General features: G+C 71.2%; 16 protein-coding genes and 2 tRNA genes. 12 read left to right on the top strand and 6 right to left on the bottom strand.

The features are described from left to right. Positions 1-220: 220 nt before the first annotated feature. From OHB56_RS37140 to OHB56_RS37125, 4 genes are all read left to right on the top strand, one after another. A complete protein-coding gene (locus OHB56_RS37140; RefSeq protein WP_406358247.1) occupies positions 221-1,600 on the top strand; it encodes an NDP-hexose 2,3-dehydratase family protein in 1,380 nt (459 codons plus the stop codon). After that, positions 1,597-2,589 carry a Gfo/Idh/MocA family oxidoreductase gene (locus OHB56_RS37135; RefSeq protein WP_326756095.1) on the top strand — a complete coding sequence of 331 codons (993 nt, stop codon included), beginning with the start codon at positions 1,597-1,599 and terminating at the stop codon, positions 2,587-2,589. The genes OHB56_RS37140 and OHB56_RS37135 overlap by 4 nt, the downstream gene beginning before the upstream one ends. 100 nt (positions 2,590-2,689) lie before the next feature. Next, a complete protein-coding gene (locus tag OHB56_RS37130; protein ID WP_326756094.1) occupies positions 2,690-3,310 on the top strand; it encodes a TetR family transcriptional regulator in 621 nt (206 codons plus the stop codon). Positions 3,311-3,361: 51 nt separating this feature from the next. Further along, a complete protein-coding gene (locus OHB56_RS37125) occupies positions 3,362-4,117 on the top strand; it encodes a VC0807 family protein (RefSeq protein ID WP_326756093.1) in 756 nt (251 codons plus the stop codon). Between the two features lie 90 nt (positions 4,118-4,207). Here the strand turns inward: OHB56_RS37125 and OHB56_RS37120 are convergent, their stop codons facing one another. Together OHB56_RS37120 and OHB56_RS37115 are read right to left on the bottom strand one after the other, a co-directional pair. Beyond that, a complete protein-coding gene (locus tag OHB56_RS37120) occupies positions 4,208-5,299 on the bottom strand; it encodes an integrase core domain-containing protein (RefSeq protein WP_406358244.1) in 1,092 nt (363 codons plus the stop codon). A 316-nt stretch (positions 5,300-5,615) separates the two neighbouring features. Then, positions 5,616-5,689: transfer RNA gene (locus OHB56_RS37115), tRNA-Pro, on the bottom strand. A gap of 99 nt (positions 5,690-5,788) precedes the next feature. Here OHB56_RS37115 and OHB56_RS37110 point away from each other — a divergent pair. The 3 genes from OHB56_RS37110 to OHB56_RS37100 all read left to right on the top strand — a co-directional run bounded on the left by OHB56_RS37110 (position 5,789) and on the right by OHB56_RS37100 (position 8,927). Beyond that, entirely contained in the window at positions 5,789-6,361 is a 573-nt protein-coding gene (locus tag OHB56_RS37110) for a DUF309 domain-containing protein (RefSeq protein ID WP_406358242.1), read from the top strand. 103 nt (positions 6,362-6,464) lie between these two features. Beyond that, on the top strand, positions 6,465-7,238 hold the full coding sequence (gene cobF / locus OHB56_RS37105) for a precorrin-6A synthase (deacetylating) (RefSeq protein ID WP_406358240.1): 774 nt from the start codon (positions 6,465-6,467) through the stop codon (positions 7,236-7,238). Positions 7,239-7,526: 288 nt separating this feature from the next. Beyond that, positions 7,527-8,927, top strand: coding sequence for a diacylglycerol/lipid kinase family protein (locus OHB56_RS37100; protein WP_406358238.1), 1,401 nt, complete (start codon positions 7,527-7,529; stop codon positions 8,925-8,927). Positions 8,928-9,217: 290 nt separating this feature from the next. On the opposite strand, the gene OHB56_RS37095 is transcribed toward OHB56_RS37100, so the two are convergent. Further along, positions 9,218-10,033 carry a sulfite exporter TauE/SafE family protein gene (locus tag OHB56_RS37095; protein ID WP_326756088.1) on the bottom strand — a complete coding sequence of 272 codons (816 nt, stop codon included), beginning with the start codon at positions 10,031-10,033 and terminating at the stop codon, positions 9,218-9,220. Between the two features lie 258 nt (positions 10,034-10,291). Here OHB56_RS37095 and OHB56_RS37090 point away from each other — a divergent pair, with 258 nt between their 5' ends. The 3 genes from OHB56_RS37090 (at position 10,292) to OHB56_RS37080 (ending at position 12,421) form a co-directional block, all read left to right on the top strand. Then, complete coding sequence (locus tag OHB56_RS37090; protein WP_406358235.1) at positions 10,292-10,774, top strand: Dps family protein; 483 nt, start codon at positions 10,292-10,294, stop codon at positions 10,772-10,774. Between the two features lie 185 nt (positions 10,775-10,959). After that, on the top strand, positions 10,960-11,772 hold the full coding sequence (locus OHB56_RS37085) for an SAM-dependent methyltransferase (protein WP_406358233.1): 813 nt from the start codon (positions 10,960-10,962) through the stop codon (positions 11,770-11,772). Positions 11,773-11,884: 112 nt separating this feature from the next. Continuing rightward, a complete protein-coding gene (locus OHB56_RS37080) occupies positions 11,885-12,421 on the top strand; it encodes an NUDIX hydrolase family protein (RefSeq protein ID WP_326756085.1) in 537 nt (178 codons plus the stop codon). 82 nt (positions 12,422-12,503) lie between these two features. Here the strand turns inward: OHB56_RS37080 and OHB56_RS37075 are convergent, their stop codons facing one another. Both OHB56_RS37075 and OHB56_RS37070 read right to left on the bottom strand, forming a co-directional pair. Then, positions 12,504-13,166 (bottom strand): GPP34 family phosphoprotein, encoded by a 663-nt coding sequence (locus OHB56_RS37075; RefSeq protein ID WP_326756084.1) that lies wholly within the window; start codon positions 13,164-13,166, stop codon positions 12,504-12,506. A gap of 205 nt (positions 13,167-13,371) precedes the next feature. Next, a tRNA-Pro gene (locus tag OHB56_RS37070) sits at positions 13,372-13,445 on the bottom strand. Between the two features lie 142 nt (positions 13,446-13,587). Between OHB56_RS37070 and OHB56_RS37065 the strand changes: the two genes are divergently transcribed. Together OHB56_RS37065 and OHB56_RS37060 are read left to right on the top strand one after the other, a co-directional pair. After that, positions 13,588-14,307 carry a transketolase gene (locus OHB56_RS37065; RefSeq protein WP_326756083.1) on the top strand — a complete coding sequence of 240 codons (720 nt, stop codon included), beginning with the start codon at positions 13,588-13,590 and terminating at the stop codon, positions 14,305-14,307. 54 nt (positions 14,308-14,361) lie between these two features. Beyond that, a complete protein-coding gene (locus OHB56_RS37060; protein ID WP_326756082.1) occupies positions 14,362-15,312 on the top strand; it encodes a transketolase in 951 nt (316 codons plus the stop codon). A gap of 14 nt (positions 15,313-15,326) precedes the next feature. On the opposite strand, the gene OHB56_RS37055 is transcribed toward OHB56_RS37060, so the two are convergent. Beyond that, on the bottom strand, positions 15,327-15,686 hold the full coding sequence (locus OHB56_RS37055; RefSeq protein ID WP_326756081.1) for an MmcQ/YjbR family DNA-binding protein: 360 nt from the start codon (positions 15,684-15,686) through the stop codon (positions 15,327-15,329). Positions 15,687-15,724 lie beyond the last annotated feature (38 nt).

The following is a 15,724-nucleotide window of genomic DNA, read 5'->3' as shown; positions in this document are numbered from 1 at the left end:
GCCGACCGGGAGCGGCGGCGGATCGTAGCCAGCGGCGTCGGCGGCCCGCAAGGGGCGATGATCTAGGCGAATGCTCGAATTCGAGGGGGCACGCTGGGAGGGCGGCAATCGCTGCGCGACCTTCCGTGCGGTGTGTCCTGTGGCGCCCCGGCCCGGTGCATCGCGCGGACGTCGCATTCCGCGGACGCCGCGTTCTCGAAAGCGAGAGAAGGGCAAATCCATGACTCCGACAACCGCGCTCGCGTCGTCGCGAGGCGGGAAGGCCGACACACGGACGGCGCTCGCCGGGTCGGCGGCGGCCGTCGACGGCGGTGTGCTGAGCGACGTGGAGCTCGCCGCGTGGCTGGCGGACCGGCGCCGTACGCAGCCGCAGCGGGTAGAGCGGGTGCCGTTCGCGGAGCTGGACGGCTGGCGGTTCGAGGAGAGCACCGGCGACCTGCGTCACGCGAGCGGCGGCTTCTTCGCGGTGCACGGGCTGCGGGTCCGCTCGGACTTCGGCCCGGTGTCCGTGTGGGAGCAGCCCGTCATCGACCAGCCCGAGATCGGGATCCTGGGCATCGCCGTGCGCGACTTCGACGGGGTCACGCACCTGCTCATGCAGGCGAAGTCGGAGCCGGGGAACGTCAACGGGATGCAGGTGTCGCCGACCGTGCAGGCGACGAAGAGCAACTACATGCGGGTACACGGCGGTTCGGCCGTGAAGTACCTGGACTGTTTCCGCCGTCCCGCACCGGGCTCGGTGGTGGCCGACGTGCTCCAGTCGGAGCAGGGATCCTGGTTCCTGGGCAAGAGGAACCGGAACATGATCGTGCGGGTCGGCCCGGAGGTGGAGGCCGGAGAGGACTTCGCCTGGCTGACGCTGCGGCAGGTCAACATGCTGTTGGGGCAGGACAACCTCGTGAACATGGACGCCCGTACCGTGCTGTCCTGCCTGCCGGACTGGCGGCCGGACGTCACCGGGCCGACCACGTCGCTGCACTCGGACACCGAGATCCGCAGCTGGATCACCCGCCGCCGCGCCGAGCACGAGGTGCGGGCGGTGCCGATCGGGCTCGCGGAGACCAAGGACTGGCACCGCGACCCGTACAGCGTGTCCCATGTGAGCGGGCGCCACTTCAGCGTCGCGGCCGTCGATGTGGTGTCCGGCCGGCGCGAGGTGGCGGCGTGGTCGCAGCCGCTGCTCGAACCGCACGGCACGGGCATCGCGGCGCTGTTCGTGCGCCGGGTGGACGGTGTGCCTCACGTGCTGCTGCGGGCACGCGCGGAGGCCGGGTTCCTGTCCGTCGTCGAGCTCGGCCCGACGGTGCAGTGCACCGAGGAGAACTACGAGGACCTGCCGCACGCCGCACGGCCGCCGTACCTGGACGAGGTGCGCGAACGGCGCGAGTCAGCCGTGTACGACGTGCTGCTGTCGGAGGAGGGCGGTCGGTTCCTCAACGCCCAGAGCCACTACGTGGTCATCGAGGTCGACGACAACATCCCCCTGGTCTCCGACGAGTTCCAGTGGGTGTCACCGCGTCAGGTCGACGAACTGCTGCGCTACAGCCATCATCTGAACGTGCAGGCCCGCACCCTGATCGCCGCCTGGAGGTCGCTGTGACACCGTCGGAACGACCTCTGCGGCTGGGGGCGTTCGGCACGTCGTCGATCGCCTGGCGGCGGGTGCTGCCCACCGTGACACGGATGCCCCAGTGGGACCTGGTGGCCGTCGCGGGGCGTACGGCGAAGAAGGCGGCCCAGTTCGCGGAGCACTTCCGGTGCGCGGCCGAGGACGACGCCGAGGCACTGCTGGAGCGGACCGACATCGACGCGGTGTACGTGTCGACCCCGACGGCCCTGCACCACACGTGGGCCGAACGGGCGCTGCGCGCGGGCAAGCACGTGCTGGTGGAGAAGCCGATCGGCACGACGGCCGCGGAAGCGCGCTCCCTGTGCGCCCTGGCGGCGGAGCGGCGCCTCGCGCTGCGCGAGAACTTCATGTTCCTGCACCACCCGCAGCACGTCAGGGCACGCGAGATGGTGGCGGACGGTCGGCTGGGACGGCCGGCGTCGTTCCGGGCCGCGTTCTGCATTCCGCCGCTCCCGCACGACGACATCCGCTACGACGCCCGTCTCGGTGGCGGCGCGCTGCTCGACGTCGGCGTGTATCCGCTGCGGGCCGCGGCGCTGCTGCTCGGGCCGGGACTCGAGCCGGCCGGAGCGACCCTGCGCACCCGGGCCTCGGACGGACTCGAACTGTCGGGGCAGGTGCTGCTGGTGTCGCCGTCGGGGATACTGGCCGAGCTGGCCTTCGGTTTCGAGCACGCCTACGCGTCGACGTACACGCTGTGGGGCGACCGGGCGCGGCTGACCGTGACCCGGGCGTTCACCCCGCCGCCCGCCCACCAGCCGTTGCTGGTCCTGGAGGAACAGGACCGCGAGGAGCGGCTGACGCTTCCCGCCGCGGACCAACTGATGCTGCTGCTGGAGGAGTTCGCCGAAGCCGTCCGCACGGGCGGCGGTTCCGCCGAGCCGCACTCCGAGTCCGTCGCCATGATGGAGCTCGTGGACACCATTCGCACGACGGCACGGCGGGTCGAGGTGCGCTGACAGACAAGGAGCCGCGAGGTGAACAGGGACGTACCTCCACGTGGCCAAGGACTCTCGGACTTTAGGAAAAACCCGATCATGATCCGGCTAATCTGAGGCCATGATGGCCAGGACAGCCAATCCGAACAACCGGACCTTCACGCAGAATGCACGGCGGGCACAGATAGTTGAGGCGGCTATCGAGACACTCGCCGAATTCGGATACGCGAAGGCGTCATTCACGAGAATCTCGCGCCAGGCCCAGCTCAGCAGCACGGGGATGATCTCGTACCATTTCTCCGGCAAACCCGAAATGTTCGCGGAAGTCGCGAGGACCATTGTCGAGAAGGCCGAAAGAATCGCGGCCGCGCGCATGAGTGAGGAGCACACCTGTCGCGGCAAACTCAGGGCGTACATAGCGTCGAGTTTCGACTTCGTCGCCCGTTATCCGGTGCACACACAGGCCCTCACCGAGATCGCCAGAATGGTCCGGGACCAGCAGATCACCGGGCTGGAGAACATCGAACGCAGCATCATGTCGGTGGACCGGCTCGTCACCCTGCTCGAACAGGGCCACCGCGCCGGGGAGTTCGCCGGATTCGACTGTTTCACCATGGCTCTGGCCGTGCGCGGAGCCATCGAGGGGGTCCTGAGCCACCATCTGTGCGAGGTGTCGATGGATCTCGACCGGTGCGCCCGCGAACTGGCCGCCCTGTTCGATCGCTGTACTCAGGCCGCGTAGCACCGGCACCGGACGGCAAGCCGTCAGTCCACCACTCCGGGAGCCCCCCGCATGACCTCCCCCACACCCAGCTCCGAACCCACGGCGTCCTCCCCGGCGCCCGCCACGACGACTCCCCCCACGGCATCCGAACAGCCCTCCTCGCGCTGGGGGTTCGTGATCACCGTCGTCTGCGACATCGTGCTGCCCGTCGGGCTCTACTACGTGCTCCGCGCGGCCGGCACGAGCGAGATCACCGCGCTGCTGCTCAGCGGTTCCGCGCCCGCACTGCACACGCTGCACTCCGCGATACGCCACCGCAAACTGGACTCCATCGGCGTCTTCACCGTCGCGCTGCTGGTGGTGAGCGCGCTGGCCTCGCTGCTGACCTCCGATCCGCGCATCGCCCTGGCCCGCAACGGTCTGTTCACCGCCCTCGCCGGTGTCTGGCTGCTCATCACCCTGTTCACCGCGCGCCCCTTCACCTACCAGGCGCTGCACACCCTGCTGCCCGGGCGGGCGGCCAAGCTGGAGCAGCTGTGGGAGTCGGACGCCTCCTTCCGCCGCGTGTGGCGCGGCCTGACCACACTGTGGGCGGTCGGCCTGCTGTGCGACGCGCTGCTGCGGCTGATCATGGCGTACACCCTCCCCATCGACACCGTGCCCGCGCTGGACGGCGTCCTGTACGCGGTGTCCTGGATCGTCCTCCAGGTGATCACGCAGATCGTGCTGTTCCGGTCGCACACCCTGACCAAGATCTTCGGCGAGCGCAGACCGGGCCGCCGCCTCTTCGCCTCGGCCGCCCGGCAGCAGGAAGCGGGCGACTGACCGACTCCCCGGCCCGGTGTCCAGGCCCCCGGACCCGGGCCGGGGTGACACCCGGCGACCCTGCGGGTGCCGACAAATCATCCGGCCCGGTCATGCAGCATTCCAGTATTCGTGAAGGGTTCCGCCGAGTCGATCCCGTCGGGGGACTTTCATATGTCTGATGTGCGCTGGCACGTTGATCGGTTCGGGTAGTGCGCGAAGGGGTGCGGCTTGCTTCAGCGTTCGGTGCGGCCGGTGCTCGTTGTAGAAGGTTTCGAACTCGCGGAGCGCGTACAGGAGGTGGCTCTGGTTCCAGATCAAGGTGCGGTCGAGGAGCTCGCGCCGGCAGGTCTGGATCCAGCGCTCCATGAGGGAGTTCATCCGGGGTATCCGGATGCCGGTGGTGATCACCTTCAGGCCGGCGTCGGCCAGCAGGGCGTCGAAGGCGGCGGTGAACTTCGCGTCTCGGTCCCGGATCAGGAACCTGGCCCTGCTGCCCGCGTCCTCCAGGTCCATGACGAGGCTGCGACCGAGCTGCACGATCCACTCCGCGGTCGGGTGAGCGGTGGCGTCCAGGACCCGGATGCGCCTCGTGGAGTGCTCGATGACGGCGAAGACGTACATCCGCGCCCCGGTCAGCGTCCGGGTCTCGAAAAGATCGCAGGCGAGCAGCGCGTCGGCCTGGCTGCGCAGGAAGGCGGCCCAGGTGGTGCTCTGCCGTTCGGGCGCGGGCGGGATGCCGTGCTCGCGAAGGATCTCCCAGACGGTCGAGGCGGCGACCTTGATGCCCAGCGCCGCGAGCTCGCCGTGGATCCGTCGGTAGCCCCAGGAGCTGTTCTCGCGGGCCAGGCGCAGCACCAGAGCGCGAATCGAACGGACGGTGGGTGGGCGCCCGCGGCGCTTGGGCGCGCAGGTGGCGGCATGGCGTTGCTTGAGCAGGTTGCGGTGCCAGCGCAGGATCATGTCCGGGCGTACCAGCAGCAGGAGGTGGTGCAGTTTCTCTCTCGGGAGGTGGTGGAGCAGGCCGGCGAGGACCACACGGTCGGTATCGGTGAACGCGGTCTTGGCAACCTGGCGTTGCAGGATGAGCAGTTGGTGCCGCAGGGCGAGAATCTCCACGTCCTTCTCGCGGTCGCTCATCGGCAGGAGACGCAGCAGGGTGAAGATGTTGGTAGCGGCGAGGTAGGCCAGGCGCAGCAGCACGACCGGTCATGATGCCGTTTTCCCCTGCCCAGGTGAAGACAGCGGGGCGGCCGGCAGCCACCTCAGAGATGGCCGGTCAAGGCCGTGACCTGGGCGGATGATTTATCGGCACCCGCAATGTCCACAAGATCACGGCGGCCGGGGCGGCGCTCACGGCTCACTTCAGCGCGCTGCGCGCACCACGCTCGCTGCCGAGCCCGATCGTCATGACCCGCTGACCCGGTCAAGGACGCTGGTCCCCAACTGGTCCCCAAAAATGATCAGGGACCGGTTTCAGATTTCTCCGAAACCGGCCCTGACCTGTGACTCTCACGAGTCGGGACGACAGGATTTGAACCTGCGACCCCTTGACCCCCAGTCAAGTGCGCTACCAAGCTGCGCCACGTCCCGATGCGCCCACGTGCGGTGAACCACGTGATCGCGCGGTCAGTACTTTACCCCACGGCCGCGGCCGGGCCGAAAGCGGTCCGGGCACGGGACAATCGGGGTATGGACGGCAAGGACGGCATCACCTGGGACCAGGACGACAGGGCGGCCTCCGGGCGGACGGGCGACGGGCGCGACCGGGACGGTGAGGGGCGGGCGCGCAGCGCGCGGCCCCGGGACGGGCTGGGGCGGCCGCTGCCCCACGGGGCGCGGGGGGTGCCCCGGCAGCCGGAGGGGGTGGTCCGGCCGCCGTCGGAGAGCGTCGCCGAGGCCCAACGCCTGCTGGACGAGGGGAAGCCGTTCCACGCGCACGAGGTGTTCGAGGACGCCTGGAAGTCGGGGCCCGAGAAGGAGCGGGAGCTGTGGCGGGGGCTCGCCCAGCTCGCCGTCGGGCTCACGCACACGGCGCGCGGGAACGTGACCGGCGGGGCCCGGCTGCTGCGGCGCGGGGCGGGCTCGGCCGAGGAGTGGGCGGCGGGCGCCGGGGAGCCGCGTCCGTACGGGATCGACCTCGGCGGTGTCGTCGCGTGGGCCCGGGAGCTGGCGGCGGAGGTCGAGCGGGGGGACGGCGTTCCCCTGGACGCCGGGGCGCGGGCGCCGCGGCTGCGGGCGGGAGCCCGGGGGCAGGGCTCGTAGGCGGGAGGATCCCGGGGTTCCTGAGCAGTGGCTCCCGGCAACGGGCCGGGCGGTGGGCGGGTGCGGTGGGCCCGGTGTCAGTGGCGTGCGGCAGACTCGGGGCGTGCGAAGGATTCATGTCATCGGCATCGGTGCGGGCGACCCCGACCAACTGACCCTGCAGGCGGTCAAGGCACTGCGCGGCACGGACGTGTTCTTCCTCCTCGACAAGGGTGAGGTGAAGGCGGACCTGACCGGCCTCCGCCGGGACATGCTCGACGCGCACCTGCCGGAGGGGTCGTACCGCGTCGTCGAGGCGCGCGATCCGGAGCGGGACCGGCGGGCCGAGGGCGCCGCATACTCCGCCGCCGTCGGCGACTGGCGCAGCGCCCGCGCGGACGTCTACGGCCGGCTGATCGCCGGGGAACTGGGCGAGGACCAGGTCGGCGCGTTCCTGGTGTGGGGCGACCCGTCGCTGTACGACAGTACGCTCGCGATTCTCGAGGAGGTTCTGGCGCGGGGCGAGGTCGCCTTCGCGTACGACGTCGTTCCGGGGATCAGCAGTGTCTCCGCTCTCGCCGCCCGGCACCGCACGGGGCTCAACAGGGTCGGCCGCCCCATCCGGATCACCACCGGCAGGCGGCTCGCGGAGGGCTTCCCGCAAGGAGTGGACGACGTGGTCGTGATGCTGGACGCCCACCAGACCTTCCGGCAGTACGCCGACCAGGACATCGACATCTACTGGGGTGCCTACATAGGCACTCCGGACGAGATCCTCGTGTCCGGGCCGCTCGCCGAAGCCGCGCCCCGGATCGCAGCGCTGCGCGCCGAGGCCTGCGAGCGCAAGGGCTGGATCATGGACACCTACCTGCTGCGCCGGAACCCCGGGAACAGGTGAGCCCCGGGGGAGCAGGTGAGCCCCGGCATCGGGGGGACCCGAGCCGCTACGGCCGCGGCCGGCAGGCCGAGTGCGCGGGCTCCCGGGACGGGGGCGGAGGTCGCCGATCCCCCCTGTCCTTGGTCACCAGGACGTCGCCGCGGTCGCGGTGAGGGCCGGGAGGGATCAAGGCGGGTACGGGAACGGGGCAGGCCCGCGGATGTCGGACATACGCCGTGACCGGGCCCCGGAAGCCGACGTCCCCACGGCCCTGTACGGCCTACGATGACGCCGGCGACTGGAGGAGTCATGGCCGTGGACTTGAGCAGGCGAGCCTACCGGGCCCAGCGGTGGGCCGCGCGGGGGGCCCTGCTCGCCGCCGCGCTCGCGGTGGTGTTCCCGCTCCTCTACGGGGGCTTGCAGGGCCTGGTGCTGTTGCTCTGCGGCGCGGTGGGGCTCGCCCTCAGCGCCGCCGCGCTGTGGTGGACGCTCACGCTGCGGGGGCCGTTGCGCTGGGTGGCCGCGCTGGTGGCCGTGTGTGTGCCCGCGGCCGTCATCGCCCTGTCCGCGGTCCTCCTTTTCTGGGCTCTCCCGGTGTCGCTGGCACTGTGGGCGCTGGCCGTGTGGAGCGGGCGGTTCGCGCTGCGCGGGACGGGGAGCGAGCAGCCGGAACGGCAGCGGGAACGGCGGATGCCGCTGCCCCGGCGGGCGGTGCTCATCATGAATCCGCGGTCGGGCGGCGGCAAAGTGGGCCGCTACCGCCTGCGGGAGAAGGCGGAACGGCTGGGTGCCCGGGTCGTCCTGCTCGATCCGGAGAAGGAGAACGACGTGACGGCGATGGCCCGGGAGGCCGTCGCGGGCGGCGCGGATCTGCTGGGCGCCGCGGGCGGTGACGGCACGCAGGCGCTGGTCGCGGCCGTGGCCGCCGAGCACGACATCTCCTTCCTGGTCATCAGCGCCGGGACCCGCAACCACTTCGCCCTGGACCTGGGCCTGGACCGCGGCGATCCGGCGGCCTGCCTGAATGCCCTCAGCGACGGGGTGGAATTGCGCGTCGACCTGGGTTTCGCCGGTGACCAGCCCTTCGTGAACAACGCGTCCTTCGGCGCGTACGCGTCGATCGTGCAGAGTCCGGCGTACCGGAACGACAAGATCGGCACCAGCCTGGAGATGCTGCCCGACCTGCTCACCGGGCAGCAGGGAGCCCGGCTGGTCGCCCATGTCGGGGACACGTCGCTCGACAATCCGCAGGCCGTACTGGTCAGCAACAACCCCTACCGCACCGACGATCCCTTCGGCCTCGGCCGACGGGAGCGGCTGGACACGGGTGTGCTCGGGGTCCTCGGCGTCAAGGTCGAGAGCGCGGTCGACGCCGCCGCGCTGCTGCTGGACCCCTCGCGGGGCCGGCTCACCAATCTGACCGCACCCGAGGTCCTCATCGAGGGCGACCGCGCGGAGATCGAGGCCGGGGTCGACGGGGAGGCCCTGCTGTTGCCCGCGCCCGTCCTCTGCCGTATCGCGCCCGGCGCACTGCGCGTCCGCGTCCCGCGCAAGCGGCCCGGCGTGGCCCAGGCGCCCCCGCGCCTGAACTGGCGGCGGCTGCGCAAACTGGCGGCGACGGTTGGCCGTACGGCGGCTCCGAGCCGGTTCCGGCACCATCCGGAGATCCCCGACCTCCCGGGAGGGCAGGGGCCCTTCCTCGGGCGCTAGGGCCTGTCCGGCGGGTCGAGTCGGAGGCAAGGGACGGTATCCGGCCGGCTGGGGTGAGCGAGGACTGGTGCGTGCAGCCGCATGGCGGAGGAGGGCGTCGACGCGATGGGGGTCCCCCTGCTCATGGGGGTGCCCCCGCTCGAGCGAAGCCGAGAGTGGGGGAGGAGCCGAGCGCTCGGGGGAGTCGGCAACCGATGACAACGCCGCAGATGAGCGTGCAGGTCCTCGCGTCTTTGGCATGACCCGCCGGACAGGCCCCAGCCCCGGCGCGCACAGCAACGGCTCCCGGCTCAGCGCACCAGCAGTTGCACGCCGCCCACCACCGTCGCCGCGATCACCAGCCGCTCGAACAGCCGCTGGTTGATCCGGTTCACGGCCCACTTCCCGAGCAGCGCGCCGGGCACGACGAACAGCACGAGTGCCGCGTCGAGCAGCAGCGATTCCGCGTCGATCAGTCCGAGACCCACGCTGAACGGCACCTTGGACGTGTTGACGATCAGGAAGAAGAACGCCGATGTCCCCAGAAAGCCCAGCTTCCGGAAGCCGGCGGAGAGCAGGTACAGGGACATCACCGGCCCGCCCGCGTTGGCGACCATGGTGGTGAAGCCGCCGAGGACGCCGTACGAGCGGGCCTTGATCCGGCCGGCCCGGGAGGTGATCTCCTCGGGTCCACTCCGTCCGCCGGGTTCTCCCTCCGCGTCGACGGCGGCCTGCGCGGCCCGGTCCGCCGCCCGCCGCCGCCACACCGTCACCGCGGCCATCAGCAGCAGGATCGCCCCGATCGACGTCCCCACGGCCTCGTCGTCCGCCCGCATCAGGAAGAAGGTGCCGACGACGACACCAGCCGCGACCGCCGGGAACAGCCGCCATAGGGTGGGCCAGTGGGCGTGCCGCCGGTAGGCGAGGACGGCGAGCACGTCCCCGGCGATCAGGATGGGCAGCAGTACGCCGGTGGAGGCGCGGGCGGGCAGCACCGCCGCGAAGATGGCGAGGCTGACCGTGTTGGCCCCGCTGACGGCGGTCTTGGAGAAGCCCACGAGCAGGGCGGCGAAGGCGAGGGCGGCGAATTCCCAGCCGGTGAGGTGCCAGAGCGTCATCATGTCCATTGCGGAGACTGATGGTATGCCCACCTAACGATCGCCGTGAGCGGCGTCCCGTCTGTCGGCTCCTCGCACCTCGCACGGCGTTCTCCGCCGCCGCCCTCGCACGCCGTGCCGAGCCGTGCGGCCGGGCCCGCCCCGGGGCGGGCCCGGGTTTGCTCCGGGGCGGGCCCGGGTTTGCTCCGGGGGGCCGAGGGGCACCCGCGCGTTCGCGGAGCATCCGAGCATCCGAGCATCCGAGCATCCGAGAAGGAGCGATACCCCATGACCGTTGTGCGGAGCACCCTGCCCGACGAGGCCAGCCGAGTCGCCGGCAAGGCACTCCAGGAGACCCTGGTGGATCTCCTCGGTCTCTCACTGATCGGCAAGCAGGCCCACTGGAACGTCGTGGGGCCGAGGTTCCGCTCGGTCCACCTCCAGCTGGACGAAGTGGTCTCGACCGCGCGCACCCAGGCCGACACGGTCGCGGAGCGGGCCGCGACGCTCGGCGTGCCGCCGGACGGCCGCCCGGAGACCATCGCCAAGGTCTTCGCCCTGCCCGTCCCCGAGGAGGGCCTGCTGCGCGACGCGGACGTCGTGCGGTTGATGGCGGAGGCGCTGGGGGCCGCGATCGTACGATTGTGCGAGCGCGTCGACGCCACCGAGAAGGCGGACCCGGTCACCCAGGACCTGCTGATCTCCGTCACCGCCGATCTGGAGAAGCAGCGCTGGATGTTCGAGGCGGAGAACACTCCCGCCGAGGCGTGACGCAACCGGACGGCGAACCCCGGCACCCCGTCTCCCGTCGGCGTTCCCCTCCCCTTCCGTCCCCTCCCCTCCCGCCTCGTGCCCGCTCCCCCGTTCCGGGGACAAAGTGATCACTACGCAGGCACAATGACCGCGACGGCCGGCTCCGGCCGCGGAGAAGGGCAGGGAGAGGGAGGGGAAGAGACGTGGGTGAGAGCCACACCCCGCCGCGCGGCTCGACGCGACCGGACACCTCGGTGGCGCACAACGCACGTGTGTGGAACCACTGGATCGGCGGCGAGGACAACTACGAGGTCGACCGGCAGGTCGGCGACCGGGTCGCCTCGATCATCCCCGTCATCCGGGACATCGCCCGCGCGGACCGGGAGTTCCTGGGGCGGGCCGTCACGTACCTGGCCGGGGAGCGGGGCGTGCGGCAGTTCCTCGACATCGGCACCGGACTGCCCACCGCGGACAACACCCACGAGATCGCCCAGCGGATCGCGCCCGACTCCCGGATCGTCTACGTCGACAACGATCCGATCGTGCTGATGCACGCCCGGACCCTGCTCGCCGGCACCGGAGACGGCGCCACCGACTACATCGACGCCGATGTGCACGACCCGGACGCCCTACTCGAACGGGCCGCCGGGACCCTCGACTTCGACCGCCCGGTCGCGGTGATGATGCTGGGCATCCTCAACTTCGTCCTCGACGCCGAGAAGGCGCGCGGAACCGTCCGGCGGATCATGGACAGGGTCCCCTCCGGCAGCTTCCTCGTCCTCACCCACCCCACCTACGACGCCGAGGTGGGCGGTGAGAACCAGATCCCCGCGATGGAGTTCTGGAACGAGAACGCCACTCCCCCGATCACGGCTCGCAGCGCCGAGGAGATCGCCGCGTTCCTCGAAGGGCTGAACCCGGTCGAGCCCGGTCTGGTGTCCTGCTCTCAGTGGCGCGCCCGGGCCGGCTCCGCCCCGGTGGTACCGCAGTACGGCGCGGTGGCCGTGAAGCCCTGACGCCTCCCGGGTCCCCCTTCGCCGCCGGCCCGGCCGAACCCGTCGCGGAGGACAACACCACCGCGGAGCGGCCATCCTCGTCAGCCCGAACCGTTGAAAGTATGATCAAACAATGTCTGACACGACCGAAACCACGCCGGGTTGGCTGTCCTCCGACGAACTGGAGATGACACGTGCCCGCATGCCGATCCTGTACGTCGAGTCCGTCCCCGTACGTGTCGACGACAGCGGCGAAGTCACCAGCGTAGGCCTGCTGTTGCGCATCGGACCGGACGGTACGGTCAGCCGGACGCTGGTCTCCGGCCGGGTGCTGCACCACGAGCGCATCCGGGACGCGCTGCTGCGCCATCTGGAGAAGGACCTCGGCCCGGTGGCGCTGCCCCATGTCCCCGCCTCGCTCCAGCCGTTCACGGTCGCCGAGTACTTCCCCACGCACGGGGTCACGCCGTACCACGACCCGCGTCAGCACGCGGTGTCCCTCGCCTACATCGTGCCGGTGACGGGTGACTGCCGGCCCCGGCAGGACGCTCTCGACCTGGTGTGGTTCAGCCCGCAGGAGGCGCTGTCGGAGGCGGTGCAGAGCGAGATGCCGGGTGGGCACGGGGTACTGCTGAGGCAGGCCCTGGCGCACGCGGGCTGCCTGAGCTGACGCGGCGCGGGGTCGTGCCTGCGCCGTACGGCGCAGGTCACGCCCCGTGCCGTTCACCGGCCCCGTTTCCTTCACAGACGGGTCAGACGGCGCGCCAGATGTTGTCGAAGGCCGCCGTCTCGATGGCCCGTCGTTGCCGCACACCGGCCAGTTCGACGACGGCTTCGTTGACCGCGGCCAGCACGGTCACCACCCGGTCGTCGCCGAGATCCGTGAGGGCGTCGCGGCCCTCGGGGCCGTCGTCCGGGTCGCCGTCGTACCGGGCGCCGACGCCCGCGGCGGCGGCCAGGGCGGTGAGCACGGGTTCGTGCGCCGCCCAGCGGTCGTTCGCGTGGCGGCGCGCCGGCGAGTCGGCCAGCGCCGACGGGTCGATGCTCAGCGACGGCTTCCGGGCGCGCCAACGGGCGGCAGCCGAACCCGTCGTCCCCCACTCCGCGAGATACGCGGCCACCAGGTCGCGGCCCCGGCGCCACAGCCAGTCCTCGACCGGCTCGTGAGGTTCCTGCCGGATCATCGAGGACGCGGCCTGCCGCAGCAGGGGGTCGTCGGTGGCCGGCTCCGCCGCGAGCTCCGCGGCCTGCCGCGGGCCCGGCACCACCCGGTCTCCGTCGAGGTCGGCGGCCCCGGCGTCGATGAGGTCGAGCAGTTCCGCTCCCGCGAGCGCCAACGACAGATCTCCCTGCTCGACGGACGTACCGGAACGTGTGTCGATGACGACGACGAGCAGATCCCGCGCTGTGGTCATGAGCGGCTCCACATCAGAAGGGGCGGCAGCGAACGAGCGGCCACAGGTGTCGACAGCTCCCGCCGTTGCCCACGGAAACGACGGAGACCGGCTCATCATTCCCGGGAGGGCGGCTTTCGGCCTGTGGTGAGGCCGCGGACGGGAACGGTCGAGGGGCGGTTTCGGATTCCTCCGAAACCGCCCCTCGATCTGCGACTTCATTAAGTCGGGACGACAGGATTTGAACCTGCGACCCCTTGACCCCCAGTCAAGTGCGCTACCAAGCTGCGCCACGTCCCGTTGCCCGTCTGACCTGGTGATTCCCCGGCGTCGACGTGCACGGAAACAATACCGCACCCAGGGCGGTGATCGCGCACCCCTTTGTCCGGGGCTCCGGGGCGACCCTTGACCTCAAGTTCGGTTGAGGTCGCACGATCACCGTATGACGATCACCGAGGAACACACGCGCAGGACGACGGCTGCGTACGACTATGCGGATCTGCCCGCGCTGATGGGCAGGATGACCGGCGACGAGAAGCACGGGCCGGCGGCGACCTCCACCCTGGACGTGCTGTGGGTGCTCTACGACCGTGTCCTGCGCGTCTCGCCGGAGCGGATGGACGACCTGGACCGGGACAGGTTCCTGCTGTCGAAGGGGCACGGGCCGATGGCGTACTACGCCGTGCTGGCCGCCAAGGGCTTCCTGCCGGTGGAGTGGCTGACCGGGTTCGGCTCGTACGACTCGCCGCTCGGCCATCACCCCGACCGGACGCTGGTGCCGGGTGTCGAGATCGGCAGCGGATCGCTGGGGCACGGGCTGCCGATCGCGGTCGGGACGGCGCTGGGGCTGCGCGCGCAGGGACTCGACGGGCCGGCCGTGTGGGCGCTGATCGGGGACGCCGAGCTGGACGAGGGCAGCAACCACGAGGCGATCGCGTTCGCCGGTCCGGCCGGGCTGACACGGCTGCACACCGTCGTCGTGGACAACTCCTCCGCCAGTCACGCCCGGCCCGGCGGGATCGCCGCGCGCTTCGAGGCCGCGGGCTGGTCCGCGCTCACGGTCGACGGCCGTGACCACGAGGCGCTGCACGCGGCGTTCACCGCGCCGCATCCGGGGCGGCCGCACGTGGTGGTGGCCCGGGTCGAGCCGAAGTACGCGTGAACCTCCCCTTTCCCGCTTCCTCCTCCTGCTTCTCCTTCCGAAAGGACCCCTCCCGTGGAAACCATGCGTGACCGGTTCGCTCCCGTCGTCACCCGGCTGCTGGACGAGGACCCCCGGGTCGCCGTCGTCCTCGCCGAGATCGGCGCGGACGCCTTCACCGATGCCGTCCGCCGGTATCCGGACCGGGTCGTCAACGTCGGCATCCGGGAACAGCTCCTGGTGGGGGCCGCCGCCGGGATGGCGCTCACCGGTCTGCGGCCCGTCGTGCACACGTTCGCCAGCTTCCTCGTCGAGCGGCCGTTCGAGCAGGTCAAGCTGGACCTCGGTCATCAGGACGCGGGCGCGGTGCTGGTGAGCGCCGCCGCCTCCTTCGACTGGCCGGCCGGCGGCTACACGCACATGGCACCGGGCGACGTGGCGCTGCTGGACACCCTGGACGGCTGGACCGTGCACGTGCCGGGGCATCCGGACGAGGCCGAGACCCTGGTGCGGCACGCGGTGGCCGCCGGGGACGACAAGGTGTATGTGCGGCTGTCCCTGCAGGCCAACGCGCGTCCACTGCCGGTGGACGGCGAGCGGCTGCGCACCGTCCGCGAGGGCCGTGCGGGTGTGGTGGTCGCCGTCGGTCCCGTGCTGGACGCGGTGCTCACGGCCACGGAGGGGCTCGACGTCACCGTCCTGTACGCCACCACGGTCCGGCCCTTCGACGCGGCCGCCCTGCGCCGGGCCACCGAGGCCGCCGGGACGGACGTCGTCCTGGTCGAACCGTATCTGGCGGGCACGTCGGTGGCGGCGGCGAACGACGCGTTGTCCGACGTGCCGCACCGGGTGCTGGGGCTGGGTGTGGGCCGGCGGGAGCTGCGACGGTACGGGCGGCTCGAGGAGCATGTCGCCGCGCACGGTCTCGACGCCCGCTCGCTGCGGGAGCGCATCGGAGCGTTCACGGCGGCCGGAGCCCTCCTCCGGCCGCCGTCCACGGCCCCGGAGCATGTCCTGGCCCACTGACAACGCCCCGGGGTTCAGTCCCCGGGCGGCCGGCCGAGCCGGGGATGCGCCTCGAGCAGCCGGGGCGGGGCCGCCTGGCGCCAGGAGTCGGCGAGGATGTCGTGCAGTTCGTCCTCGTCCTCCAGGGCGGCGAGGCGGACCCGGACCCAGGCGAACTGCGCCTCGTGGTCCGCGATCCAGAACTTCTCCGGCTCGGCGAGGGCCAGTTCGTCGCGCTCCTCCTTGGGGCAGCGCACGGCGACGGACGTCTCGTCCTCGGGCAGGGTGACGAACATCTTCCCCGCCACCCGGAACGTGGGCATGCTCCAGGCCACTTTCTCCGTCGTGTCCGGCAGGGACAGCGCGATCCGTCGTACGTCTTCGGCATCCGGCATGGCAGGCAAGGTAGCGGCTGCCACTGACAATCACCCGG

It is taken from the genome of Streptomyces sp. NBC_01635 (assembly GCF_045209715.1).
GTDB classification, from domain to species: Bacteria; Actinomycetota; Actinomycetes; order Streptomycetales; family Streptomycetaceae; genus Streptomyces; species Streptomyces hirsutus.
This window is presented reverse-complemented; position numbering and strand designations above follow the sequence as displayed.

Excerpts from the sequence above, each read along its gene's own strand:
- OHB56_RS37140 (WP_406358247.1), top strand. The coding sequence starts at position 221 with ATGACTCCGACAACCGCGCTCGCGTCGTCGCGAGGCGGGAAGGCCGAC.
- OHB56_RS37130 (WP_326756094.1), top strand. The coding sequence starts at position 2,690 with ATGATGGCCAGGACAGCCAATCCGAACAACCGGACCTTCACGCAGAAT.
- OHB56_RS37125 (WP_326756093.1), top strand. The coding sequence starts at position 3,362 with ATGACCTCCCCCACACCCAGCTCCGAACCCACGGCGTCCTCCCCGGCG.
- OHB56_RS37110 (WP_406358242.1), top strand. The coding sequence starts at position 5,789 with ATGGACGGCAAGGACGGCATCACCTGGGACCAGGACGACAGGGCGGCC.
- OHB56_RS37100 (WP_406358238.1), top strand. The coding sequence starts at position 7,527 with ATGGCCGTGGACTTGAGCAGGCGAGCCTACCGGGCCCAGCGGTGGGCC.
- OHB56_RS37095 (WP_326756088.1), bottom strand. The coding sequence starts at position 10,033 with ATGGACATGATGACGCTCTGGCACCTCACCGGCTGGGAATTCGCCGCC.
- OHB56_RS37090 (WP_406358235.1), top strand. The coding sequence starts at position 10,292 with ATGACCGTTGTGCGGAGCACCCTGCCCGACGAGGCCAGCCGAGTCGCC.
- OHB56_RS37080 (WP_326756085.1), top strand. The coding sequence starts at position 11,885 with ATGTCTGACACGACCGAAACCACGCCGGGTTGGCTGTCCTCCGACGAA.
- OHB56_RS37075 (WP_326756084.1), bottom strand. The coding sequence starts at position 13,166 with ATGACCACAGCGCGGGATCTGCTCGTCGTCGTCATCGACACACGTTCC.
- OHB56_RS37065 (WP_326756083.1), top strand. The coding sequence starts at position 13,588 with ATGACGATCACCGAGGAACACACGCGCAGGACGACGGCTGCGTACGAC.
- OHB56_RS37055 (WP_326756081.1), bottom strand. The coding sequence starts at position 15,686 with ATGCCGGATGCCGAAGACGTACGACGGATCGCGCTGTCCCTGCCGGAC.